The 22,403-nt window shown below is 62.6% G+C and carries 24 protein-coding genes; 14 read left to right on the top strand and 10 right to left on the bottom strand.

Annotation, left to right across the window (positions count from 1 at the left end; genetic code table 11):
* Positions 1–44: 44 nt before the first annotated feature.
* Positions 45–452, bottom strand: a complete 408-nt coding sequence (gene rnk, locus CTATCC11996_RS07595) for a nucleoside diphosphate kinase regulator (RefSeq protein WP_003074792.1) — start codon at positions 450–452, stop codon at positions 45–47.
* 355 nt (positions 453–807) lie between these two features.
* On the opposite strand from rnk, the gene CTATCC11996_RS07600 reads away from it, so the two are divergent.
* Positions 808–1,974, top strand: a complete 1,167-nt coding sequence (locus tag CTATCC11996_RS07600; protein ID WP_042438410.1) for a PA0069 family radical SAM protein — start codon at positions 808–810, stop codon at positions 1,972–1,974.
* 120 nt (positions 1,975–2,094) lie between these two features.
* Here CTATCC11996_RS07600 and CTATCC11996_RS07605 read toward each other — a convergent pair whose 3' ends face one another.
* On the bottom strand, positions 2,095–3,075 hold the full coding sequence (locus tag CTATCC11996_RS07605) for a Bug family tripartite tricarboxylate transporter substrate binding protein (RefSeq protein WP_003074795.1): 981 nt from the start codon (positions 3,073–3,075) through the stop codon (positions 2,095–2,097).
* A 173-nt stretch (positions 3,076–3,248) separates the two neighbouring features.
* Positions 3,249–4,184, bottom strand: coding sequence for a LysR substrate-binding domain-containing protein (locus CTATCC11996_RS07610; RefSeq protein ID WP_003074797.1), 936 nt, complete (start codon positions 4,182–4,184; stop codon positions 3,249–3,251).
* A gap of 175 nt (positions 4,185–4,359) precedes the next feature.
* On the opposite strand from CTATCC11996_RS07610, the gene phnD reads away from it, so the two are divergent.
* The 5 genes from phnD to phnX all read left to right on the top strand — a co-directional run bounded on the left by phnD (position 4,360) and on the right by phnX (position 9,038).
* On the top strand, positions 4,360–5,229 hold the full coding sequence (gene phnD, locus CTATCC11996_RS07615) for a phosphonate ABC transporter substrate-binding protein (protein WP_003074799.1): 870 nt from the start codon (positions 4,360–4,362) through the stop codon (positions 5,227–5,229).
* The gene (gene phnC, locus CTATCC11996_RS07620; protein ID WP_003074801.1) at positions 5,226–6,071 is read left to right on the top strand and encodes a phosphonate ABC transporter ATP-binding protein; all 846 of its coding nucleotides are present in this window, start codon (positions 5,226–5,228) and stop codon (positions 6,069–6,071) included. The genes phnD and phnC overlap by 4 nt, the downstream gene beginning before the upstream one ends.
* Positions 6,068–6,907: a phosphonate ABC transporter, permease protein PhnE gene (gene phnE, locus CTATCC11996_RS07625; protein WP_003074803.1), complete on the top strand. Its 840-nt coding sequence runs from the start codon at positions 6,068–6,070 to the stop codon at positions 6,905–6,907. Before phnC ends, phnE begins: the two co-directional genes overlap by 4 nt.
* A 120-nt stretch (positions 6,908–7,027) precedes the next feature.
* Positions 7,028–8,116 (top strand): iron-containing alcohol dehydrogenase PsrA, encoded by a 1,089-nt coding sequence (gene psrA / locus CTATCC11996_RS07630; protein ID WP_034348424.1) that lies wholly within the window; start codon positions 7,028–7,030, stop codon positions 8,114–8,116.
* 58 nt (positions 8,117–8,174) lie between these two features.
* Positions 8,175–9,038 (top strand): phosphonoacetaldehyde hydrolase, encoded by an 864-nt coding sequence (gene phnX / locus CTATCC11996_RS07635; RefSeq protein WP_003074807.1) that lies wholly within the window; start codon positions 8,175–8,177, stop codon positions 9,036–9,038.
* Between the two features lie 97 nt (positions 9,039–9,135).
* Here phnX and CTATCC11996_RS07640 read toward each other — a convergent pair whose 3' ends face one another.
* Positions 9,136–9,654 (bottom strand): MarR family winged helix-turn-helix transcriptional regulator, encoded by a 519-nt coding sequence (locus CTATCC11996_RS07640; protein WP_034348421.1) that lies wholly within the window; start codon positions 9,652–9,654, stop codon positions 9,136–9,138.
* A 136-nt stretch (positions 9,655–9,790) separates the two neighbouring features.
* Between CTATCC11996_RS07640 and CTATCC11996_RS07645 the strand changes: the two genes are divergently transcribed.
* Together CTATCC11996_RS07645 and CTATCC11996_RS07650 are read left to right on the top strand one after the other, a co-directional pair.
* Positions 9,791–11,710: an FAD-binding monooxygenase gene (locus tag CTATCC11996_RS07645; protein WP_003074815.1), complete on the top strand. Its 1,920-nt coding sequence runs from the start codon at positions 9,791–9,793 to the stop codon at positions 11,708–11,710.
* A gap of 143 nt (positions 11,711–11,853) precedes the next feature.
* Positions 11,854–12,153 (top strand): putative quinol monooxygenase, encoded by a 300-nt coding sequence (locus tag CTATCC11996_RS07650; protein ID WP_003074816.1) that lies wholly within the window; start codon positions 11,854–11,856, stop codon positions 12,151–12,153.
* Positions 12,154–12,184: 31 nt separating this feature from the next.
* On the opposite strand, the gene CTATCC11996_RS07655 is transcribed toward CTATCC11996_RS07650, so the two are convergent.
* Complete coding sequence (locus tag CTATCC11996_RS07655; protein ID WP_003074818.1) at positions 12,185–12,541, bottom strand: cupin domain-containing protein; 357 nt, start codon at positions 12,539–12,541, stop codon at positions 12,185–12,187.
* Between the two features lie 251 nt (positions 12,542–12,792).
* Between CTATCC11996_RS07655 and CTATCC11996_RS07660 the strand changes: the two genes are divergently transcribed.
* Together CTATCC11996_RS07660 and CTATCC11996_RS07665 are read left to right on the top strand one after the other, a co-directional pair.
* A complete protein-coding gene (locus CTATCC11996_RS07660; protein WP_003074820.1) occupies positions 12,793–13,068 on the top strand; it encodes a VF530 family protein in 276 nt (91 codons plus the stop codon).
* Positions 13,069–13,157: 89 nt separating this feature from the next.
* Entirely contained in the window at positions 13,158–14,147 is a 990-nt protein-coding gene (locus tag CTATCC11996_RS07665) for a GGDEF domain-containing protein (RefSeq protein ID WP_050878833.1), read from the top strand.
* A gap of 51 nt (positions 14,148–14,198) precedes the next feature.
* Here CTATCC11996_RS07665 and fghA read toward each other — a convergent pair whose 3' ends face one another.
* From fghA to CTATCC11996_RS07680, 3 genes are all read right to left on the bottom strand, one after another.
* Positions 14,199–15,050: an S-formylglutathione hydrolase gene (gene fghA / locus CTATCC11996_RS07670; protein ID WP_003074825.1), complete on the bottom strand. Its 852-nt coding sequence runs from the start codon at positions 15,048–15,050 to the stop codon at positions 14,199–14,201.
* Positions 15,051–15,302: 252 nt separating this feature from the next.
* Positions 15,303–16,424, bottom strand: a complete 1,122-nt coding sequence (locus tag CTATCC11996_RS07675) for an S-(hydroxymethyl)glutathione dehydrogenase/class III alcohol dehydrogenase (protein WP_003074826.1) — start codon at positions 16,422–16,424, stop codon at positions 15,303–15,305.
* 149 nt (positions 16,425–16,573) lie between these two features.
* Positions 16,574–17,362: a hypothetical protein gene (locus tag CTATCC11996_RS07680; RefSeq protein ID WP_238532400.1), complete on the bottom strand. Its 789-nt coding sequence runs from the start codon at positions 17,360–17,362 to the stop codon at positions 16,574–16,576.
* Positions 17,363–17,551: 189 nt separating this feature from the next.
* On the opposite strand from CTATCC11996_RS07680, the gene CTATCC11996_RS07685 reads away from it, so the two are divergent.
* Positions 17,552–18,550, top strand: a complete 999-nt coding sequence (locus CTATCC11996_RS07685) for a GlxA family transcriptional regulator (protein ID WP_003074830.1) — start codon at positions 17,552–17,554, stop codon at positions 18,548–18,550.
* 36 nt (positions 18,551–18,586) lie between these two features.
* Here the strand turns inward: CTATCC11996_RS07685 and CTATCC11996_RS07690 are convergent, their stop codons facing one another.
* Positions 18,587–19,552, bottom strand: a complete 966-nt coding sequence (locus CTATCC11996_RS07690) for an aldo/keto reductase (protein ID WP_003074832.1) — start codon at positions 19,550–19,552, stop codon at positions 18,587–18,589.
* Positions 19,553–19,647: 95 nt separating this feature from the next.
* On the opposite strand from CTATCC11996_RS07690, the gene CTATCC11996_RS07695 reads away from it, so the two are divergent.
* Both CTATCC11996_RS07695 and CTATCC11996_RS07700 read left to right on the top strand, forming a co-directional pair.
* The gene (locus CTATCC11996_RS07695; protein ID WP_003074834.1) at positions 19,648–20,556 is read left to right on the top strand and encodes a LysR family transcriptional regulator; all 909 of its coding nucleotides are present in this window, start codon (positions 19,648–19,650) and stop codon (positions 20,554–20,556) included.
* Between the two features lie 99 nt (positions 20,557–20,655).
* Entirely contained in the window at positions 20,656–21,177 is a 522-nt protein-coding gene (locus tag CTATCC11996_RS07700; RefSeq protein ID WP_003074836.1) for a glycerate kinase, read from the top strand.
* A 64-nt stretch (positions 21,178–21,241) separates the two neighbouring features.
* Here CTATCC11996_RS07700 and CTATCC11996_RS07705 read toward each other — a convergent pair whose 3' ends face one another.
* Entirely contained in the window at positions 21,242–21,697 is a 456-nt protein-coding gene (locus CTATCC11996_RS07705; protein WP_003074838.1) for a helix-turn-helix domain-containing protein, read from the bottom strand.
* 153 nt (positions 21,698–21,850) lie between these two features.
* Between CTATCC11996_RS07705 and CTATCC11996_RS07710 the strand changes: the two genes are divergently transcribed.
* Positions 21,851–22,360, top strand: coding sequence for a hypothetical protein (locus CTATCC11996_RS07710; protein WP_003074840.1), 510 nt, complete (start codon positions 21,851–21,853; stop codon positions 22,358–22,360).
* Positions 22,361–22,403: the final 43 nt, after the last annotated feature.

The raw sequence follows: 22,403 nt of genomic DNA on the forward strand, positions 1-22,403 counted from the left end.
AAAAGCAGCTCCGGTGAGCTGCTTTTTTTGTTGGGTGTGCCGGCTCAGCGATGGAGCTCGCCCGCGCTTTCGGGCTGGAACTCGATGGCATCCACGCGCACGGTTACCTGGCCGGTAGGGCTGGGCATCTTGAACTCGTCGCCCACTGACAGGCCCAGCAGGGCAATGCCCACCGGCGCAAAGATGGAAACCTTGTCGGTGCTGCCATCCATATCCTTGGGGTAGACCAGTGTCAGCGTGTTGGTCTTGGCGATCTCGAGAATGGTGAAGCGCACGGTGGAGTTCATCGTCACCACGTTGGCGGGTATTTCTGCGGGGTCGAGCACATCCGCACGGTCCAGCTCCGCCTCCAGTGCATCACGGCCGGGGAACTGGCTGTTGTTCTTTTCCAGCAGCGATTCAATGCGATCCAGGTCCAAGGAGGACAGAGTGATATTGGGCTTGCGCTCCATGTAGTAACTCCCTTGCGAGATGGTGTGGTTGGCGCTTTGGCGTTGCGCAAACGGACAAAAGCCCGGGCAACGGTGTTGTCCGGGCCAAGGCATTCAGTGAAAAAGCACCAACTTGGTGCATTGGGGGAATTGTCGGCGCTGAATCGCAAACTGCCAAGCCATCTCGCACCCACTGGGTGCGGATTGACTTTGAACTTGCTCTAGTTAATGGAGCGTGCTATGCGCATTGAACAAGGGAGGCAGTCATTCTTTATCCAAATCCGACTCAATCAACTCTCACTGTATTGACCGGAATGTAGCCATGGTCAGTGTCCATTTCTTGCAATGAATAACTGTATTTATGTACAGTTGTTTTATGCAAAAACTTTCTTCATCCTCTGGACTGGACTCCATTCAGACCGATGTGCCGGTGCGGCCGATGCAGCCCATCAAGGGGCGAGGGGCTGCCAGCCAGATCACGCACCGGTTTGCGCAGGAGCTGCGCCAGGGCTTCGATGACGGCTGGGGCAAGCCTGAACAGGATGAAGGAGGTGAAGTGGGTGAGGAGGCCAAGATCTGGGGCACCCATCTGGAGTGGGAGCGGGCCAAATCAGCCCTGAGCCGCCACGAATCGCCCGATCTGCCTTTTTATCTGGGGCTCAATCCCTATAGAGGATGCGAGCACGGATGCATCTATTGCTATGCCCGGCCCACGCATGGCTATCTGGGTTATTCGCCGGGTCTGGATTTCGAAACCAGGCTGATTGCCAAGCAGAACCTGCCCGAGGTGCTGCGCGCCGAGTTATCCCGGTCCAGCCATGTGGCGGCCCCCATCATGCTCGGCTCGGTCACGGACTGCTACCAGCCTGTGGAGCGCGAAGTCGGGTTGACGCGCCGCGTGATAGAGGTTCTGGCGCAGGCCAGGCATCCGTTTTCCATCGTCACCAAGGGCAGCGGCATCGAGCGCGACCTTGATTTGCTGGTGCCGCTGGCACAGCAGCATCTGGTGGCCGTTTATGTGACGCTGACCACCTTGCAGCCCGAGCTGGCCCGGCAGTTGGAGCCACGCGCCGCTGCGCCGCATCGGCGGCTGCGCATGATCCGGACCCTGAGCGAGGCGGGCATACCCGTAGGCGTCAGCCTGGCGCCGCAGATTCCGTTCCTGAATGACGATATGGAGCAGGTGCTGGCCGCAGCCAGCGAGGCCGGTGCCAGACAGGCTTTTTATGCAGTACTGCGTCTGCCGTGGGAAGTGGCTCCGCTGTTCAATGAATGGCTGACGCTGCACTATCCCGAGCGCGCCCAACGCGTGATGGAGCGTGTGCGAGACCTGCATGGGATCAGCGAAGCCGGCAGAGCCGACGGCAAGGCCTACAACAGCCGGTTTGGCCAGCGCATGAAGGGAACGGGCGCCTGGGCCGATATGCTGGCGCAACGCTTTGCACTGGCCTGCCGCAAGCTTGGGCTGAATCGTGAGCGTGTGCAACTGGACTGCAATCAGTACCATCATTCCTTGCTGTCGCCGCAGCAAAGTCTTTTCTGATGTGTCGTCTCAGTCCGTTGCGTGCCGACTCGGAGCGGGTCGACGCAGCGAGCTGTAGCTACCCGGTTGCAAAAAAGCCGGAATCTGGCGTGACTCCGGCCTTTTGGACACCTGAACTGTTTACTGAGGCTGGTAATCAATGGACTTGAGCAAGGCCTGCTGGCGCTGATAGGCCTTCTGCAGCTCGCTCATCAGCGCTTCCGGGGTCGCGTCGGTGCCGGGTTCCATGCCCATGTCCCTGAGCCTGGCCTCAATCTGGGGCTGCTTGAAATACTGCAGCGCAATCTCTCTGACCCTGGCCTGCACATCGGCAGGGATATCGGGGCGCGACCAGACGCCGAACCAGCTCACCTCGGACAGTTGCGGGTAGCCAAGTTCCTTGAAGGTGGGTACATCGGGCAGTTGCACCATGCGCGTGGGGTAGTTCACGGCCAGCGGCTTGACCTTGCCGGCCTTGATCAGCGGCAGGGCGGTGGTGAGCCCGTCCATCATCAGCGGCACATGGCCGCCCATGAGGTCGCTGAGCGCCGGGGGAGAGCCCTTGTAGCCCAGGTGCTTCATCTTGATATTGAGCAACTGCCCCAGCAGCATACCCGAGGTATGGCCGCGCATGCCCGTGGCATACGAGGCAAAGTCCAGTCCGTCGGACTGCTTTTTGCCATAGTCGGCTAGCTGCTGCAGATTGCTGGCCGGGAAGTCCTTGTTGGCAATCAGCACCAGGCCGTTGCGGCTGAGCTGGGCCAGTGGCTTCAGATCCTTGAACGGCTGGTAGCTGACTTTGTAGGCCAGCGGCGTCTCGCTGACGATGCCGCCCTGGATCAGCAAGAACGTATGGGCATCCTTGCCGTTGGCGAGCAGGTCGTTGACGGCCAGCACGCCGGCCGCGCCGGGCTTGGATTCGACAATCACCGGCTTGCCCAGCTGCTTTTGCATGCCGTCGGCCAGCAGGCGCGCCAGCGAGTCGGCATTGCCGCCGGCCGGGCCGCCGACTACCAGGCGTATGGGCTTGACGGGCCAGGGCGCTTGCTGCGCCATGGTCGCTGCACTCAGGCTCAGGCCGGTAGCAAGGGCAATGGCCTTCCAGGGCATGGTTTGTTTCATCTTTGTCTCCTCTGTTTTTGACTGCCCGGCAGCCTGCCTGCTGCGTCTATGAACGCTCTGCGGACAGTGCTTTGTCTGGGGCCAATCTGCAGGACTGTCGCCGGCCGGGAACTGATTGCCCGAGCAGCGCTGTCAAAAATTCTCGGCGCAAGGAGGACAGAGGGTTTGACGAATTACGCCAGCTTCTTGGCCGTTGTGGCGATCAAGGGTTTTGGAGCGCTCTGCAGGGCAGCAGTCAAGTCGGGTAGCGCGCCACCATCAATGGCCTTGAGGAAGGAGCGCACCAGCAGACTTTCGCTGCGCTCCTTCATGCAGTAGACGTAGGTGGTGGTGCTTGCCGGGTCGCCGGCAATGCGCACGGGCCGAAAGCGCGGGTCGGCAATGAATTCGGCCTCGGACACGGCACCGATGCCCAGGCCGCGCGCCACGGCCTCGCGTATGGCTTCGCGGCTGCCGATCTCCAGCTGGGTGCGGGGCTTCACGCCGGCCGTCTGCAGCGCTTTTTCGATGGCGGTACGCGTGGTCGAGCCTTGCTCACGCAGCAAGAGCGGCAGGCCGTGCAGCTCGGCCAGCTCGACCTGCTCGCGCCTTGCCAGCGGATGGTCGATATGGGCAAACAGGATGATGGCATGGCGCGCATATTCGCGCGCCAGCAGCTCGGGCCTGTCATACAGGCCGGCCAGCACCGCCACATCGGTGGTGTAGTTCTCCAGATCGTGCAGCACCTGCTGAGAGTTGCCCATGCGGATCGACAGCTTCATGCCGGGATGTCGGGCGCTGTAGGCCGCCACCATCTCGATCACATGAAATGGTCCCACCGCGCCGATCTTGAGCTCGCCCTGGTTGAGCTGGCCCGAGTCGCGCAGAAAGAACTCGGTTTCCGCCTCCAGTACGAGCAGCTTCTGCGCCAGTGTCATGAGCTTGTGGCCGGCGCCGGTGAGTGTCATCCGGTAGCCCTGGCGATGGAAAAGTTCGATCTGGCTTTGCCGCTCCAGCGTGGCGATCTGGCTGGAGACCGTGGGCTGGCTCACGCCCAAAGCGCGGGCGGCTGCGCTCAGGCTGCCTTGTTGGGCCACGGCGATAAAAGCTCGGTAGCGGGCGGTGCTCATGCCAATTTCATCTCAAGGTTTGATCTATGGAAGCTGTCAAAACTGATTCTGAAACCTTCACATGACAGTCATATGTCGTCCCTAATATTTGCGTCAACGCACTGCAATGACGGTGCGACGGCAGCCCGGAAAAGCTGCACTTCACACGCACATGCAAAGGATGAATTCCGTGACGATGACCCGCAAAACCTGGCTCAAGGCCGCAGTCGCCAGCCTGACCCTGGCCGCCACCACTGGCGTCATGGCGCAGCAGCCCACCGAGCTGCGCGTGGGCCTGATCCCTTCCGAGGACGCCCAGGCCATGATGCGCGCCAGCCAGCAGGTGATGGACCAGCTGGCCGCCAAGACCGGCCTGAAGATCAAGCCCTTTGTGGCCAATGACTACAACGGCGTGATCGAGGCCATGCGCTCGGGCAAGATCGACGTGGCCTATTTCGGCCCCTTCTCCTATGTGCTGGCCAGCCAGCTGGCGAACGCCGAGGCATTCGCCATTCCCGTGGCCAAGAAATCGGGCAAGAGCTCTTACAACAGCATCATCATCAGCAAAAAGGACAAAGGCCTGGGCACCGTGCCCCAGCTGCAGGGCAAGACCTTTGCCTTTGTCGATCCCAGCTCGGCATCGGGCCATCTGTTTCCCAAGGCTGGCCTCAAGGGCGAGGGCATCGATACCGACAGGTATTTCTCCCGCGTGATCTTCTCGGGCTCGCACGACGCCAGCATCATGGCCGTGGCCAACGGCAAGGTGGATGCGGCGGCCGTGGCCGATCCCATCTTCCAGACTGCCGTCGCCAAGGGCCATGTGAAGGCCGAGGATTTCCAGGTCATCTGGCGCTCCAAGGACATCCCCGAGTCGCCCATGGCCTGGCGCAAGAATCTGGATGAAGCCACCAAGAAGAAAGTGGCTGCGGCACTTGCCGAAATCAAGGGCCTGCCCTGGGGCGACCGTGGCGAGCTCAATGGTTTTGCACCCACCAACGATCAGGCCTATGACGTGGTGCGCCAGACAGCCAAGGCGTTGAACCTGGACCTCGGGAAGATGAAATGATCAGCATCCGCAATCTGCGCAAAAGCTATGGCAGCAACCATGTGCTGCATGGCATCGACATGGATGTGAAGGCCGGCGAGTTCGTGGTCATGCTGGGCCTGTCGGGCGCGGGCAAGTCCACCTTGCTGCGCTGCATGAACGGGCTGAACCAGCCCGACAGCGGCCAGCTGCAGGTGGGCGGCATCGACCTGATGCGCAGGCATTCGCGCCGTGAGCTGGCCCGCCATGTGGCCATGGTCTTCCAGCACCACAACCTGGTGCAGCGCCTGTCGGTGCGCAAGAACGTGCTCACGGGGCGGCTGGGGCAGGTCGGCACGCTGGCCTCGATGCTGCAGCTGTTCAGGCAAAGCGATATCGCACTGGCCGACGCATGCCTGCAGCGTGTGGGCCTGGCCCACAAGGCCGATGAGCGCACCGAGGCACTCTCGGGCGGGCAGATGCAGCGCGTGGGCATTGCCCGTGCACTGGCACAGCAGCCGCAGGTGATTCTGGCCGACGAGCCCGTGGCCAGCCTGGACCCCAAGACCGCGCGTAGCGTGCTGCAGTATCTGCGCGATGCCACGCGCGAGCTGGGCATTGCCGTGGTCTGCAATCTGCATCAGGTTGATTACGCCCGGGAGTTTGGCGATCGCATCGTCGGCCTGTCCCAGGGGCGCATGGTATTTGATGGCGTACCGGCCATGCTGGACGAGGCCGCGCTCAACGCCATCTACAGCGGCGAGCCGCAGCCCGTCGGACATGCCCCAGAGCAGGGCGCTGCGCTGCATCTCAGCAGCACCGCAGTCGGCAACTGGCTGCCAGGGGCGATGTCGCCAGCCACTGCCGCAGGAGGTCTGCAATGAACAGCCACAGCTTGAAGCACACGCCAGACCGCTGGCAATGGACGGCCGCGCGTCCGCAAGGCAAGGGCGGCTGGCTGGGCTATGCCGCGCTGGCCCTGGTCATTGCCTGGGTGTTGCAATGGAGCGCTGCGGGCGCGCAGATGAGCTGGAGCGAGCTGGCGGGCGGCATGCCGCAGATTGGCGACTTTCTCTCGCGCTCGGTGCCGCCGGACTGGAGCATGCTGCCGCGCCTGTGGGCACCGGCGCTGGAGACGATACAGATCGCCATCTGGGGCACCTTGCTCAGCGTGATTCTGGCGCTGCCACTGTCCTTTGTTGCGGCCGGCAATCTGCACGGCTGGCATTGGCTGCGCCGCATCACGCGCCAGTTTCTCAATGTGATCCGCAGCATCAACGAGCTGATTCTGGCGCTGGTATTTGTCTCGGCCGTGGGCCTGGGGCCCTTTCCCGGCGTGCTGGCCCTGGCCCTGCACGGCATGGGCATGCTGGCCAAGTTCTTTGCCGAAGCCATCGAGGAAATCGACGACGGCCCGCTGCAGGCATTGCGCAGCGCCGGCGCCAGCCAGCTGCAGATCATCGCCTTTGGCGTAGTGCCGCAGGTCATCACCGCCTGGATTGCCGTGGTGCTCTACCGCTTCGAGGTCAATCTGCGTTCGGCCACCGTGCTGGGCATGGTGGGTGCGGGCGGTCTGGGCTTCGAGCTGGTCAGCAGCCTCAAGCTGTTCCGCTACCAGGAGACCGCGACCTGCATCATCGTCATCACGGTGATGGTGATTGCCGCCGACATGGCATCGAACTGGCTGCGCAGCCGCATACAGCAGGGCGCTCGCCACTGATTTCGCCGCGGTGCCGGTGTGCGCCGCAGTGCTTGAAAATATCAAAAATATGAGCTATCAGCGCTTGTTGCATAAGCGCCAAGGGCTGATCTCGCTCAAAAAATGTCAAAGGGCTTTCTCGTGTGGACCTATCACAACCCCGTGCACATCAGCGTGGGTCGCAACAGTCTCGATCAGCTGCCGGCATTGCTGGCCGGGCGCAGCTGCCTGCTGGTCACTTTTCCCGAGGCTGAAAGCCTGGGCCTGGTGCAGCGCATGCGCCAGTTGCTGGGGGCGCAGCTGCGCGGCGTGATCGACAGCATTGCCCCCAATCCCGATGTGCAGTGGCTGGCGCCGCTGTACGAGCAGGTGCAGCGCGACCATGCCGAGGTGCCCGTGATCGTGGCCCTGGGTGGCGGCAGCGCCATCGACTCGGCCAAGGCCTTGATCTGCCACACACCCGGTGGCCGGTTTGCCGATCTGCTGGCGCTGCTCAAGCAGGGCGGCCAGTTGGGGCAGGAAGGGCACAAGGCCTTGATCGCCATCCCCACCACGGCCGGCACGGGCAGCGAAGTCACGCCCTGGGCCACGATCTGGGATCAGGTCGCCGGCCAGAAGTATTCGCTGCACCAGTCCTGCACCTGGCCCGAGGCCGCAGTGATCGATGCCGAGCTGATGACCAGCCTGCCGGCCGGTGCCACTCTGGCTTCGGGGCTGGATGCGCTGTCGCATGCGCTGGAATCCATCTGGAACGTGAACCGCAACCCGGTTTCCATGGCGCTGGCCGTGCAGTCGGCCCGCCGCACCCTGGCCACGCTGCCCGCGCTGATGCAGGATCTGGGCAGCGCGCAGCTGCGCAGCGAGATGGCTGAGGCAGCGCTGATGGCCGGCCTGGCGTTTTCCAACACCAAGACCGCGCTGGCGCATTCGCTGTCCTACGACATCACGCTGCAGCATGGCGTGCCGCACGGTCTGGCCTGCTCGTTCAGCCTGCCCCTGGTGCTGGAGATGGCGCTGGGCGCAGATGCTGCGGCCGATGCGGCCTTGCTCTCCATCTTCGATGCCAGCACGCCCGCTGCGGCCGTCGAGCGTCTGCGCAGCGTTCTGCAAGGTCTGGGCGTTGCCACCGACCCGGCCCACTATGGCGTGCAGCCCCAGGCCTGGAGCGCCATGGTGCAAAAAGCGGCCAATGGCCCGCGCGGCCGTAACTTCATTCGCTCTCTGAACTGAGTCCCGGAACCTGAGCCGGTTTCCGCTTTCCATCCTCTTGAAGCCACCACTGAAAACCATGAACTCCATCGCTCAAGCTGAAACTCTGGTGCTGTCCCAGCCCGCCGCCGATCTGTCGCCACTGCAAGCCGTCATCTTTGACTGGGCCGGCACGCTGGTGGACTTTGGTTCGCTCGCACCCACGCAGATTTTTGTCGAAGCCTTTGCCAGCTTCGGCATCACCATCACCCTGGCCCAGGCGCGCGGGCCCATGGGCCTGTCCAAATGGGACCATATCCACCAGTTGCTGCAGGATGAAAGCATTGCTGCCCAGTGGCAGACCGCCTTTGGCCGGACACCGACCGATGAGGATGTGGATGCCATCTACGCGCGCTTCATGCCTTTGCAGATTGCCAAGGTGGGCGAATTCTCGGCCCCCATAGCAGGCGCGGTGCAGACGCTGCAATGGCTGCGCGCCCAGGGCCTGAAGGTCGGCTCCTGCTCGGGCTACCCGCGCGAAGTGCTCAACCAGTTGCTGCCGCAGGCCGAGGGCGCAGGCCTCAAGCCCGACTATGTGGTGGCGGGCGACGAGCTGGAAGCTGGTGGCCGCCCCGGGCCCTTCATGGCACTGGCCAATGTGCTGGCGCTGGGCATTGGCGATGTGCGTGCCTGCGTGAAGGTGGACGACACCGTGCCCGGCATTGAGGAGGGTCTGCGCGCAGGCATGTGGACCGTGGGCCTGAGCCTGTCGGGCAACGAGGTCGGCTACAGCGTGCAGGAGTTTGCCAGTGCGCCCGAGCAAGAGGTCGAGGCCCGTGTCGCCGTGGCCGAAGCCAAGCTCAAAAAGGCCGGAGCCCATTACGTGGTGCGCAGCGTGGCCGATCTGCCGGCTGTGCTGGTGCAGATCGCGGCCGAGATGCATGCCGGAAAAATGCCGTTCTAGGACTCGGTTCGGGAGCTTGCAGACCCGGTTGCAAGCCCGAGCCTGAACAGCCAAGCCCCAGGTCTGACGGCCTGGGGCTTTTTTCTGCGGTTGGGGCTCAGCCTGCGGGCGTCTGCTCCTCGGGATCGAGCTGCTCGTGATGCTCGATGACCTTGCGCATCAGCTGTGTGAAGAGCTCGCGCTCGGTCTCGCTCAGCGGGTCCAGCATCTGCTGCTGGGCTTGCAGCACGGACGGGCCGGCGTCGGTCAGCAGGGCCTGGCCCTGGGGCGTCAGGGACAGCAGGCGCACGCGTCTATCCTTGGCCGTGTGCTGGCGCTGCAGCAGACCACGTGCTTCCAGGCGGTCGATCACGCCGCCGATGGTGGATTTGTCAAAGCCCACTTCCATGCTCAGCGTGCGCTGGTCTATGCCCGGCAGATGCACCAGTTTTTGCAGCACGGCAAATTGCAGCGGCGTCACGCCCCAGGCTTCCGTGGCCTGGCTGAACACGGCCACGGCCACTTGCTGCAGGCGGCGTATGCCGTGGCCGGGAAAGGTTTCCACCTCCAGGCGTGGAAACAAGGAGGGGCTGCTGGCGCTGTCTGAGGCAGCGTTTGGCAGTGCAGAGTTAATCATGGTTTTCCCTAGGTGGGGTTGGCATTTCAAGGTTCGAATAATACGATGCATGCATTTGGTATGCATACATACTATTTGTGTGCGGACTGATTGAGCAGACACTGGCGTCTGCGTACTTGAAGAACTTGAGGCCTCCATGCAGTTTCATTTGAACGGTTTTCGTCCCGGCAACCCCTTGATCGCTCCGGCTTCGCCGCTGGCCCCTGCCCATACCGAGGCCGTGCCCTCGCAGGTCGATGTGCTGATCGTGGGCTGCGGCCCTGCCGGCCTGACGCTGGCCGCGCAGCTGGCGGCCTTCCCGGACATCCGTACCTGCATCGTGGAGCAAAAGGAAGGCCCGATGGAGCTGGGCCAGGCCGACGGTATTGCCTGCCGCACCATGGAAATGTTCGAGGCCTTCGAGTTTGCCGACTCCATCCTCAAGGAGGCTTGCTGGATCAACGACGTCACCTTCTGGAAGCCAGACCCCGGCCAGCCCGGCCGGATCGCCCGCCATGGCCGTGTGCAGGATACGGAAGACGGTCTGTCCGAGTTTCCTCACGTCATCCTGAACCAGGCGCGCGTGCACGACCACTATCTGGAGCGCATGCGCAATTCGCCCAGCCGCCTGGAGCCGCACTACGCCCGCCGCGTGCTGGATGTGAAGGTCGATCACGGCGCAGCGGACTATCCGGTCACCGTGACGCTGGAGCGCTGCGACGCCGCCCATGCCGGTCAGATCGAAACCGTGCAGGCCCGCTATGTGGTGGGCTGCGACGGCGCGCGCAGCAATGTGCGCCGGGCCATCGGCCGCCAGCTGGTCGGCGATTCGGCCAATCAGGCCTGGGGCGTGATGGATGTGCTGGCCGTGACGGACTTCCCCGATGTGCGCTACAAGGTGGCCATTCAGTCCGAGCAGGGCAATGTGCTCATCATCCCGCGCGAAGGCGGTCATCTGGTGCGCTTTTATGTGGAGATGGACAAGCTCGATGCCGACGAGCGCGTGGCCAGCCGCAACATCACGGTGGAGCAGCTGATAGCAACCGCCCAGCGCGTGCTCCACCCCTACAAGCTCGAAGTCAAGAATGTGCCCTGGTGGTCGGTGTATGAGATCGGCCAGCGCATCTGCGCCAAATATGACGATGTGGTCGATGCCGTGGCCACACCGGACTCGCCCCTGCCGCGCGTCTTCATCGCCGGCGATGCCTGCCACACCCACAGCCCCAAGGCCGGGCAGGGCATGAATTTCTCCATGCAGGACAGCTTCAACCTGGGCTGGAAGCTGGCCGCCGTGCTGCGCAAGCAATGTGCGCCCGAGCTGCTGCACACCTATTCGTCCGAGCGCCAGGTCGTGGCCCAGCAACTGATCGACTTTGACCGCGAATGGGCCAAGATGTTCAGCGACCCGGCCAAGGAAGGCGGCCAGGGCGGCGTGGACCCCAAGGAGTTCCAGAAGTACTTCGAGCAGCATGGCCGCTTCACGGCCGGCGTGGGCACGCACTATGCGCCCTCGCTGCTGACGGGGCAGGCCAAGCATCAGGCACTGGCCAGCGGCTTCACGGTGGGCATGCGCTTTCATTCCGCGCCGGTGGTGCGCGTTTGCGACGCCAAGCCCGTGCAGCTGGGTCACTGCGGCAAGGCCGATGGCCGATGGCGCCTGTATGCGTTTGCAGCTCAGAACGACCTGGCGCAGCCCGAGTCCGGCCTGCTGGCGCTGTGCCGCTTCCTTGAGGGTGACGCGGCATCGCCGCTGCGCCGCTTCACGCCGGCTGGCCAGGATATCGACAGCATCTTTGATCTGCGTGCAGTCTTCCCGCAGGCCTATACCGAGGTGGCGCTGGAGACGCTGCCCGCCTTGCTGCTGCCCCCCAAGGGCCAGCTGGGAATGATCGACTATGAAAAGGTGTTCAGCCCCGATCTGAAGAATGCCGGTCAGGACATCTTCGAGCTGCGCGGCATCGACCGCCAGCAGGGCGCTTTGGTGGTGGTGCGTCCCGACCAGTATGTGGCTCAGGTGCTGCCCTTGGGCGACCACGCTGCATTGAGCGCGTATTTCGAGTCTTTCATGCGGGCCTGAGAGCCCGCGCCCCGGGACTGCTGAGCAGCATTAATGCCTGGAAGGTGTTTCAGGGAGGGCATGGCCCTCCCTTTTTTGCGCCCGGGGCAGAGCGCGCTTGTACTGCTTGCTACGATGTTTGCCTGTGCTGAAGGGGAGAAGACATGCTGTTGATAGTGGGTACGGTGCGTTTGCCATCCGAAAACCTGGCGCTTGCCCGACCTGCCATGCGTGCCATGGTGGAGGCCTCGCGCGCCGAGCAGGGCTGTCTTGAGTACGGCTATGCCGAGGATGTGCTGGTGCCGGGGCTGATCCATGTGAAGGAGCTGTGGGCGGATCAGGCGGCGCTGGATGCGCATTTCGCATCTGCGCACATTCAGGTCTGGCGCGCGGTCTGGCCGGAGCTGGGCATCGGGCAGCGGGATCTGAGGCTCTACGAGGTGCAGGAACCACGCACCACCTGAGCTGGCTGTGCCAGCCGCCAGCGTGAAGCACCTAGTTCGTCCCTGGCTGGAGCTTGATGATGTCGACCGAGATCTCCACCGCCGTCACGGCGCAACGGTTTTCCAGCCAGTGCGTGGTGTTTCTGTCTTCGGGCCAGCCCACGCCCGGGCCATAGTCGGTGGCCACGCCATTTCGATGGTCGGTGATGCATCCTTCGAGGATGTAGACCATGCCAGGTCTGTCCCTGTGGTCGTGAACCGGGCCGAAGACGCCGCCTGGCGCCATGGTCACCAGGCGCATGCGAAGCTGGCGTCCCGCCATGCCTTCGATCTCGGGGCCGAGGTCGAGTGTGGCCAGTATTTGCACTGCCACCCCCCGAGTTTCGGGGACTTGCTGCTGCTTGGACATCCGGTGCTCCTTCACGCCTCGTCACGGCCATAGAGGCAAACTGCGTTCACGCCCGCTGCGGCTGGCCGCCTGTCAGGCCGATTGGCAAAAGTGTGATCTCTTGTCGTTGCGCAGGAAAGCCAAATCCATGTCATTGGCGTGGCGCATTTTCCATATCCCCGGCTGGGCGAGAGAGGGCCGCTGTGGCCTGTGGCGTCTGGCGTTTGTCCCCGGAGCAGACGCTTGGGGGGCGATTCCCCGACAATGCGCCCATGACTTCCCAAGAACAACCGCGCAACCCGCTGCATGGGCTGACGCTTGAGCGCATCGTTACCGATCTCGTGGATTATTACGGCTGGCGCGAGCTGGGACGCCGCGTGCCCGTGCGCTGCTTCAATCTGGACCCCAGTATCTCCTCGAGTCTGAAGTTTCTGCGCAAGACGCCCTGGGCGCGCGAACAGGTGGAGCAGCTGTATGTGCAGACCCAGCGTGCCGATGAGCGCGAGCAGCAGCGGCGTGCGAGAAGAACCGAACGGTCCGAGGACTGATCTGGCGCTTAACCGCTTCAAAGATAAACCGCCTTCAGGCGGTTTTCTTGCTTGTGGATGTCTCCGCTGCGCTGGTGGAAGGCGAAAAAATGATTCTGCGAGAATTTGTCGTTCCCGCTTCGCTTGTGCCCATGTCCGACACCACATTCTTCACAGCCAGCCAGTACGAAAACATTTGCAACGGCTTGCCGGATCCGACCTTCATCCTGACGGCGTCGGGGCGCTACGCGGCAGTTCTGGGTGGCAAGGATCAGCGTTACTACCATGACGGAACGTCCCTGGTCGGTCAATCCATCGCCGATGTGCTGGCTCCCGCCAAGGCTCAGTGGTTCATACAGCAGATTCAGGAGGCGCTGAGCAGCCAGAAGATGCAGGTCGTGGAATATGAGCTGAGCGCGCACGATGTGCTGGGTCTGCCCCTGGAAGGGCCCGCCGAGGCGATCTGGTTTGAAGGTCGCGTCAGTGCCTTGGGGGAGCTGTTCTGGGGCGAGAGAGCCGTGGTCTGGGTGGCCAGCAACATCACGGCCAGCAAGCGCATGCAGCAGCAGTTGCAGGAGCAGGCCTTGAATGATGAGTTGACGGGGCTATGCAATCGCCGGGGTTTCATGCGCGAGCTGGCTCAAGCCTATACGGCCCACAGGCTGCAGGGGCGGCCAGCCTGGCTCATGAGCTTTGATGTAGACCACTTCAAAGCCATCAATGATGGTCTGGGCCATCCTGCAGGTGATCAGGCGCTGCGTGATCTGGCTGCTGCCGTGCGCTGGTTGCTGGCTCCAGAGGATGTGTTCTGTCGTCTGGGCGGAGACGAGTTTGCCATTCTGTGCTGCGATCGTCATATTGCCCAGGTTTCCGGCTTGGCACGGCAACTGCTGGAGGCCGGACAGCAGGCGCTGCAGCGGTATGCCACGGGAAGCCCCGTGCCCGCATTGAGCGTCGGGATTGCGCATTTCATGCCGACTGACAGCAGCCTGGAGGACATCATGCGCCGCGCCGATCAGGCCTTGTACAGCGCCAAGCTGCAAGGCGGCCACCGGGCGGTCGTAGCGGATCGGGGCCCGGCGGATCACTGCATTGCTTGAGGTGTGACAGCTAAAGCCAGACCCTTTGGGGGGCGAGCCAGGACCGCAGGATCAGGCGCCCAGCTGCTGCGCATGGTGGCGCAGATGGTCATCGACAAAGCTCTGGATGAAATAGTAGCCGTGGTCGTAGCCCGCATGCCGGCGCAGCGTGAGCGGCTGGCCTGCCTTGGCACAGGCGGCTTCGAAGGCTTCGGGCAGCAATTGCTTTTCGATCAGGAACTTGTCGGCCAGGCCCTGGTCGATGAGGAGGCCTGCGGGGTAGGGGGCAGAGGCTTGCGTGCTCATCAGCTCGCTGGCGTCATGCCTGGCCCATTCGGCCTTGTCGTCGCCCAGATAGCCGCTGAACGCCTTGTGGCCCCAGGGGCAGTTGATGGGGTTGGCAATCGGTGCAAAGGCCGAGACCGACTTGAAGCGGCCGGGGTGGCGCAGCGCCAGGGTCAGTGCGCCGTGGCCGCCCATGCTGTGGCCGAAGATGCCCAGACGCTGCAGGTCCATGGGCAGCTTGCTGCCGACCAGGGGCAGCAGGTCATTGAGGATGTAGCTTTCCATGCGCCAGTGCAGGGCCCAGGGCCTGGTGGTCGCGTCCAGGTAGAAGCCGGCGCCTACACCAAAGTCCCAGCTGTCGGCCTCGCCCGCCAGACCCGCGCCGCGCGGGCTGGTGTCGGGGCAGATCAGAGCGATATTGAGTTCGGAGGCCAGGCGCTGGGCTCCGGCCTTGATCATGAAGGTTTCTTCGGTACAGGTCAGGCCGGCCAGATAGAGCAGGGCCGGCACCTTCTCGCCCATCACGGCCTTGGGCGGCAGATAGACCGAGAACTTCATGGCGAGGCCGATCTCGGAACTATGGTGTTCGTAGTAGCGCTGAGCGCCGCCAAAGCAGGCGTGGGCGTTTTTGAGTTCCATGGGAGTTACTCCTAAAAGAAAAGCTGCCAACGCTTGCTATCCAAGAGTTTGCAGCAGTTTTATCTTTGAAAGTCAATCAAGGCATGCGCAAGAAGCTATGAAATTGAAAGCGCTGGGTGCTTCTTCAAAACTAGCGCGGCCCATCGATGAGGCACCGAGGAAGCGCCGCCGCGCACCGAGGGTTTCGTCCCCCTTCCGCGAAGCGAGAAAGGGGGAAGGCGCGGGGCCGCCCAGGCGAAGCGCCTCAGGGGGTTACGAAGCGTCAGCGTAGTTCACCACCGAGCGAATCGACTTGCCCTCGTGCATCAGCTCGAAGGCTTCGTTGATGTGCTTCAGGCCCATGGTGTGGGTGACGAAGGGTTCGAGCTGAATCTTGCCAGCCATGGCGTCTTCCACCATGCCGGGCAGCTCGCTGCGGCCCTTGACGCCGCCAAAGGCCGTACCCAGCCACTTGCGGCCGGTCACCAGCTGGAAGGGGCGGGTCTTGATCTCCTGGCCGGCACCGGCCACGCCGATGATGACCGACTGGCCCCAGCCGCGGTGGGCGCATTCCAGCGCGGCGCGCATCACGTCCACATTGCCGATGCATTCAAAGCTGTGGTCCACGCCCCAGCCGGTCATCTCGACGATCACTTGCTGGATGGGCTTGTCGAAGTCCTTGGGGTTCACGCAGTCGGTGGCGCCAAAGGTCTTGGCCAGCTCGAACTTGCCGGGGTTGGTGTCGACGGCGATGATGCGGCCGGCCTTGGCCAGCTTGGCGCCCTGGATCACGGCCAGGCCGATGCCGCCCAGGCCGAACACGGCCACGGTGTCGCCTTCCTGCACCTTGGCGGTGTTCTTGACGGCGCCAAGGCCCGTGGTCACGCCGCAGCCCAGCAGGCAGACCTGCTCGGGGTTGGCATCGGGGTTGACCTTGGCCAGCGAGACGGCGGCAACTACGGTGTATTCGCTGAAGGTGGAGCAGCCCATGTAGTGATAGATGGGCTCGCCCTTGTAGCTGAAGCGTGTCGTGCCATCGGGCATCACGCCCTTGCCCTGTGTGGCGCGCACGGCCACGCACAGATTGGTCTTGCCGCTCTTGCAGAACAGGCATTCGCCGCATTCGGCGGTGTACAGCGGAATCACATGGTCGCCGGGCTTCACGCTGGTCACGCCTTCGCCCACTTCCACCACGATGCCTGCGCCTTCGTGGCCCAGCACGGCGGGGAAGATGCCTTCGGGGTCATCACCGCTCAGGGTGAAGGCGTCGGTGTGACAGACGCCGGTATGGGTGATCTTGACCAGCACCTCGCCTGCCTTGGGCGGCGCGACGTCGATCTCGACGATTTGCAGGGGTTCTCCGGCTTTGAAGGCTACGGCGGCGCGTGATTTCATGACTGTCTTTCTGTAGAAGGCGGGGAAAGCGAAGCGGAAAGAGCCTCTGTCGTACTTCGTTTTGCGAACCTTGGACTGTAGAGCATGTGAGGTGGCCGGCCCACAGCGATGGCCGACCAGATGGGTCTGTTGGCCGCAGATGATGGAACTTAGTTTTTCAATTCCCAGACCTGGGCCTGCGCATCTGCCGGTCCTTCCTCGGTATAGGCCGGCTTTACTTCGAGCGACTCCGCGCCGAAGCATTCCGTCACCGCCCACTGGCTGGGCTTGAAGCGCGCGGCAGGGCCGTCGGGCTCGGGTTTGCCAAACTCGGCCACGATGTCGTATTTGATCAGCGGCACATCGAAGCGCGCCTGCTGGCCTTTTTTGCACTCCAGATAAGGGTGCGAAGGATCGAGCACCCAGTCGCCGTAGCCTTCCTTGGCCTTGCGGTCGAAATGGAAAACCGGGCTGATGCGCTGGTCGCGGTCCAGCTCCAGCAGGCTCCCACTCATGGCCGTGGCCCAGACGCCGGCAACCTGCACCGGGTGGGCAAAGCGCACGGCATCAAGGCGGCTCATGCGCAGTGGGCGCTGCGGCTCGCCATTGTCAAACGGGTCATAACGGTTGATGAGGCTGCCCTTGGGAATCAGCAGCTCGCCATACTGAAAATCCTGCGGCAGCACAAACTGCTGGCGGCTTTGGCGGTAGTGGGATTGCAGCGCGTAGTCTTGCTGAAACTGCCAGCTCTTGAACTGCAAAAACGCGCCCCAGAGGCAACCAGCGACGGCAATCACACTCAAAGTGATGGTGCTGGCGCGCCAGAAGCGCGGGCGCTGATCGGCTGGCAGTTTCCGGCTTTTATGACGCCAGTGCAGGCCGTAGAGCAGCAGGCCTGCCCCCAGGGCCATGGCTACGAACGGGCAGAGCAGCAACAGCAACTGGGGCAGGGAAAACAATGGGCCAGGAATCATGGTTCTTTAGGCGCGGTTTAGATCGGGATTCCCCAACTGTAGCGGTGGTTGCCCAGGCGCCTGCATCAGTGATCTGGCTGGTCTGCGTATAGTCGTTGCTATCTGCTTTGGGCTTGTCAGTAAAACAAGCCTGTGGCGCTTTATTTACCTGCGTTTCAAGCTCTTGTTTTTGATATGGAACATCGCCATGCGGGCGCGCACCGCGTCGATCTGGTCGTCTACCCCGGCTTCAAGGCTCTGGAGGCCATAGGCCCCATGTCGGTGTTTGACTATGCCAATGTGCATCTGCGACAGAAGGGGCAGCCCGATGGCTATACCGTGCGTGTGGTGGCGGCGCAGACCGGGCTGGTGCAATCAGACACCTTGATGGGTCTGCAAGCCACACACACCCTGACCCAGCTAGAAGCCGATGGCACGGGCTGCACCGTGCTGCTGGTGGGCTCGCGCCATATCGAGCAGGTGCTGGCCGCGTCCCCCAATCTGGTGGACTGGGTGGCGCGCGTGGCTCCGCTGGTGGGGCGCATGATTGCGCTTTGCAGCGGCAGCTTTTTTCTGGCGGCAGCCGGTGTACTCAATGGCCGGCGTACGGCCACGCACTGGAGCGTGGCGGGGTTGTTGGCCCAGCGCTTTCCGAAGATTGATGTGGATGCCGATGCGATCTATGTGCGCGATGGCAGTTACTGGACTTCGGCGGGCGTGACGGCGGGCATCGACCTGGCCCTGGCCGTGGTGGAGCAGGACTTTGGCCACGCGCTGGCGCTGGATGTGGCGCGTGATCTGGTCATGTACCTCAAGCGGCCCGGCGGGCAGTCGCAATTCAGCGTCTCGCTGGCGGCCCAGTCCACCCAGCACAGCGGCGTGCAGGCCGCCCAGCAATGGGTGCTGGAGCATCTTGATCAGCCCATGCCGCTGGCGCTGCTGGCCGCCAAGGCGGCGATGAGCGAGCGCAACTTCCGCCGCGTCTTTCAGCAGGAGACAGGGTGCAGCCCCAGCATGTTTGTCGAAAACGCGCGGCTGGAGCGCGCCAAGCAGTTGCTGGAAAACCTGGGCGGCCTGCCGCTCAAGACCGTGGCAGCCAAGGTGGGCCTGGGCTCGGAGCAGGCACTGCGCCATCTGTTTGTGCGCAAGCTGGGCATCACCCCCGTGGCCTACCGCGAGCGCTTCGGGGATTGAGGGCCGGTGCTGAAGCGGCTCAGGCGTTGACGCCCTTCATGCCTTCTTCGCTGTAGCGGGCACCGGCCCAGGTGTTTTTAGCTGCAACTGCCCAAGTGCGGTCAGCTCCTGCGCTTCCAGATGGATCTGCAGCGCTTGCAGGTTATCGGCCAGATGGGCAATACGTGTGGTTCCGGGAATGGGAACGATATCCTCGCCTTGTGCCAGCAACCATGCGAGCGCAATCTGCGCGGGGCTGCAATGTCTGCGCTGGGCGATGGTGGTGACGGCATCCACCAGCGCACGGTTGGCATCAATGTTCTGAGCCTGAAAGCGCGGCAAGCTGGGGCGAAAGTCTCCTTCCGCCTGTGGGGCCTGATGCTGGAAACGACCCGTCAAAAATCCACGCCCCAGCGGAGAGTAGGGCACCAGGCCGATGCCCAGTTCACGGCAGGTGGGCAGCACCTCGGCTTCCACATCGCGGGTGAACAGCGAATATTCGGTTTGCACGGCAGTGACAGGGTGTACGGCATGGGCGCGGCGCAATGTGGCGGCGCTGACTTCGCTCAGGCCGATATGGGCGATCTTGCCTTCCTGTACAAGGCGGGCCAACTCCTGCATGGTGTCTTCGATGGCCTGCTCAGAGTTGATGCGGTGCACATAGAAGAGGTCAATCTGCTCCACACCGAGACGCTGCAGGGATGCCTCGCAACTGGCCCTTGCATAGGCTGGACTGCTGTCAATGCTGCGCGTGTAGTCGCCCTGCTTGCGCACAATGCCAAATTTGGTGGCGATTTTCACGCGTTGCGAGCGACCACGCAGAAATTGCGCCAGCAGCTCTTCGTTGTGGTGATGGCCATAGCCGTCAGCGGTGTCGAAAAAATTCACGCCATGGTCCACAGCCCAGTTCAGGGTCTGCAAAGACTGTTCATCGTCGCGGGGCCCATAGAACTCACTCATGCCCATGCAGCCCAGCCCCAATGCGGAGACTTGCAAGCTGCGACCCAAGGTTCTCAATTGCATAGATGACTTTCTGGTTTCAGAGAGCTGGCAGTATCATTTTTCAAAATTGATATTCATAGAGGCTTTCCTGAAAAGCAATTTTCCATTTTTGAAAAATGACTGACTTTGATACTGCTGTGCAGTGGGATGACGCCCGCATCTTCCTTGCCGTGGCTCGTGGTGGCTCACTCAGTGCCGCAGCCCTGGTGCTTGGCCTGGGCATTGCGACAGTCTCGCGCCGCCTGCAACGGCTGGAGGAAGCATTGGGCGTGCCCTTGTTCAGCCGTCACCAAAGCGGCTATCGCCTAAGTGATGACGGTCAGGCTTTGCTGGAGCGCGCACAGGCGCTGGAAAGTGCGGCTCATGCCTTTGGTGATCTGGCCCGCCAGCAGACGTTGGTTGCAGGCACGGTGCGCCTGGCCACAGCTGAAAATCTGGCCAACTCTCTCATCATGGATTCGCTGCCCCAATTGCTGGCCCAGTACCCGCAACTGGAGCTGGAAATTGTCAGCGGCGTGCAGGCGGTCAATCTGCACCGGCGTGATGCGGATATGGCGGTGCGCATGGTCAAACCCGAGGCGGGCAATGTCACGCTACGGCGTCTGGGCACACTGGGCATGGGCCTGTATGGTGCGCAGTCCTATGTGGCAAACCGGGCAGGCGGGCCTACCAGTCAGGTCTGGGAGCATGACCTCATGATTGGCTGGCCCGAGTCACATGCCCATCTACCCGCAGCGCAATGGATGCACAAAGTCTTGCGAGGCAAGCCTTGCCGCATGCTGGCCAATACATTGACGGTGCAGCTGGCTGCAGTGGAGGCGGGCCTTGGGCTAGCGGTGCTGCCGCATTTTCTGGCCAGTCGCTCTGGCCTGGTCTGCCTGCAACCCGAGCTGGGCGTGGATCAAACCATATGGCTGGTCATGCACAGCGATATGGCGCATTCCCGGCGCGTGCGCGCAGTGGCCGATCATCTGATCGCGCTGTTTGAACGCCATGCCCTGAGGCTGTCTCGGGCCAGCGGTTGAAGTTTGATTTTGAGTGTCTACTTACTCTTTGTGTAATCAAGTTTCAAGCGGACCGGGGCTGATGACTGGAGAGGATGGCTAATCGCGCTGTAACCAGTTTTGGGCCTGCAAAAAGGTGCAAGCGCTGAAGTCGTGCAGCAGCTCGACGCCGTGCTCAAGCACTTTGCGCAAATCATCGAACGCGATCTGGGCGTGCAGGTCGATGCTGTTGCGGGCGCAGGGGCAGCAGGCGGCATGGGCGCGGCCATGCTGGCTTTCCTCAAAGGCCGGTTGCGCCCCGGCTGCGAAATCATTGCCCGCGCCGTGGACCTGGACGCCGCCGTGCGTGACGCCGATCTGGCCATCACCGGCGAAGGCCGTATCGACCTGCAGACCATTTTTGGCAAGACACCGTTTGGTGTGGCCTCGGTCCCCAGGCTGCATGGCAAGCCCGTCATTGGCATCGCTGGTGGTCTGGGCACCAATGCCCATGTGGTGCATGACCATGGCATTGACGCCATCTTCGGCGTGCTCAGCCGCATCTGTAGCATCGACGATGCGCTGAAAGAGGCCGAGCACAATGTGCGCAGCGCCGCCCGCAATGTGGCCGCTGTGCTGGCCATGGGACGAAACCTGGCCTGATTGGGCTTTGCTCCAAAACACCAAACCCCGGTCAGTGATGGCCGGGGTTTGTGCTTTTGAAACTTCAGAACAGCGGGCTTTTGAAGAAATCCAGAGCTGCCTTGGCGGCCGCAAAATTGCGCTCGATCTGAGCCTGCTGCTCATCGTGGTGCGCGGTCTTGATGGCAGGCTCGGCGACGGACTTTGCCCTCTTTGGCGCCACGGCTCTTTGCATGTCGAGGCAGGGTGCATCCAGGCGGGATGCGGGTGCCAGCGCTGGAGCCTTGGGGGCGAGCAGCCGTGTCAGATCCAGCTCGGGATTGAGCTGCCACAGGCAGGACACATAGGTCGCCATGGCAACGGCCGGGTCGCCGCGCTCGATGCGTGCCATGGTGGGCTGGGAAATACCCAGCCGCTGTGCCCACTGCGTCTGTGTTTCGCCCCGACTCTTGCGCTGGGCCACGATGTGCTGGGCCAGCTGCGTTATCTGCAAAAGAATGGCGGGCGGAAACTCTGCGGGACTGGTGTTCTGGCGAGGCATATGCCAATGGTAGGCAAATTTGGGGAGTGCTCAGGGCAAACAGGGCGCTCTTTGCATTGAGTCACCAGTTTTCTTGACTGTCCTACGAAGCGGTCAGATCAAGTCTGCAAGCATGGACGGCGATGAATCGTCAACACGGTCTTGGAGTTGCTCATGAAGCTTGTTCACTGGCTCTACACCCTGGCCCATTCGCTGATAGCCCTGCTGTTCGGCCTGGCGGCGTTGTGCCTGATCTGGATGGCCGTCACCAAGGCCTGGGCCGTGATTGCGGCCGGCCTGCAGCCGGAGGCCACGCTGCATGTGGTGGAGGCGCTGGGCATTCTGGCCTCAGGCGTGGTGGCCCTGCAGATTTCCCAGACCGTGATTGAAGAAGAGGTGGTGCGCGACGCCCATATCAGCGGTCCGACAAGAGTGCGACGCTTTCTCTCGCGCTTTATGGTGGTGCTGGTGGTCGCTCTTGCCATCGAGGGATTGGTTGCCACCTTCAAGGCCCAGGAGCAGCCCGAGAAGCTGCTGTATTCCGCTGCCTTGGTCATCGCCGTCGGCATGCTCATGGTCGGCTGGGGGGTGTTTGTTCACCTGAATCGTTCGGCGGAGGAGCTGGAGCCCGAGGCCATGGAGGAGGCCAAGAGCGAGGACCGCAAGGTCAGCAGCGACCGCTGACGCAGAGCGCGTTGCAGACATGGGGCCTGGTGCAATGAAAACG

It is taken from the genome of Comamonas testosteroni ATCC 11996, from assembly GCF_000241525.1.
Lineage (GTDB): Bacteria > Pseudomonadota > Gammaproteobacteria > Burkholderiales > Burkholderiaceae_C > Comamonas > Comamonas testosteroni.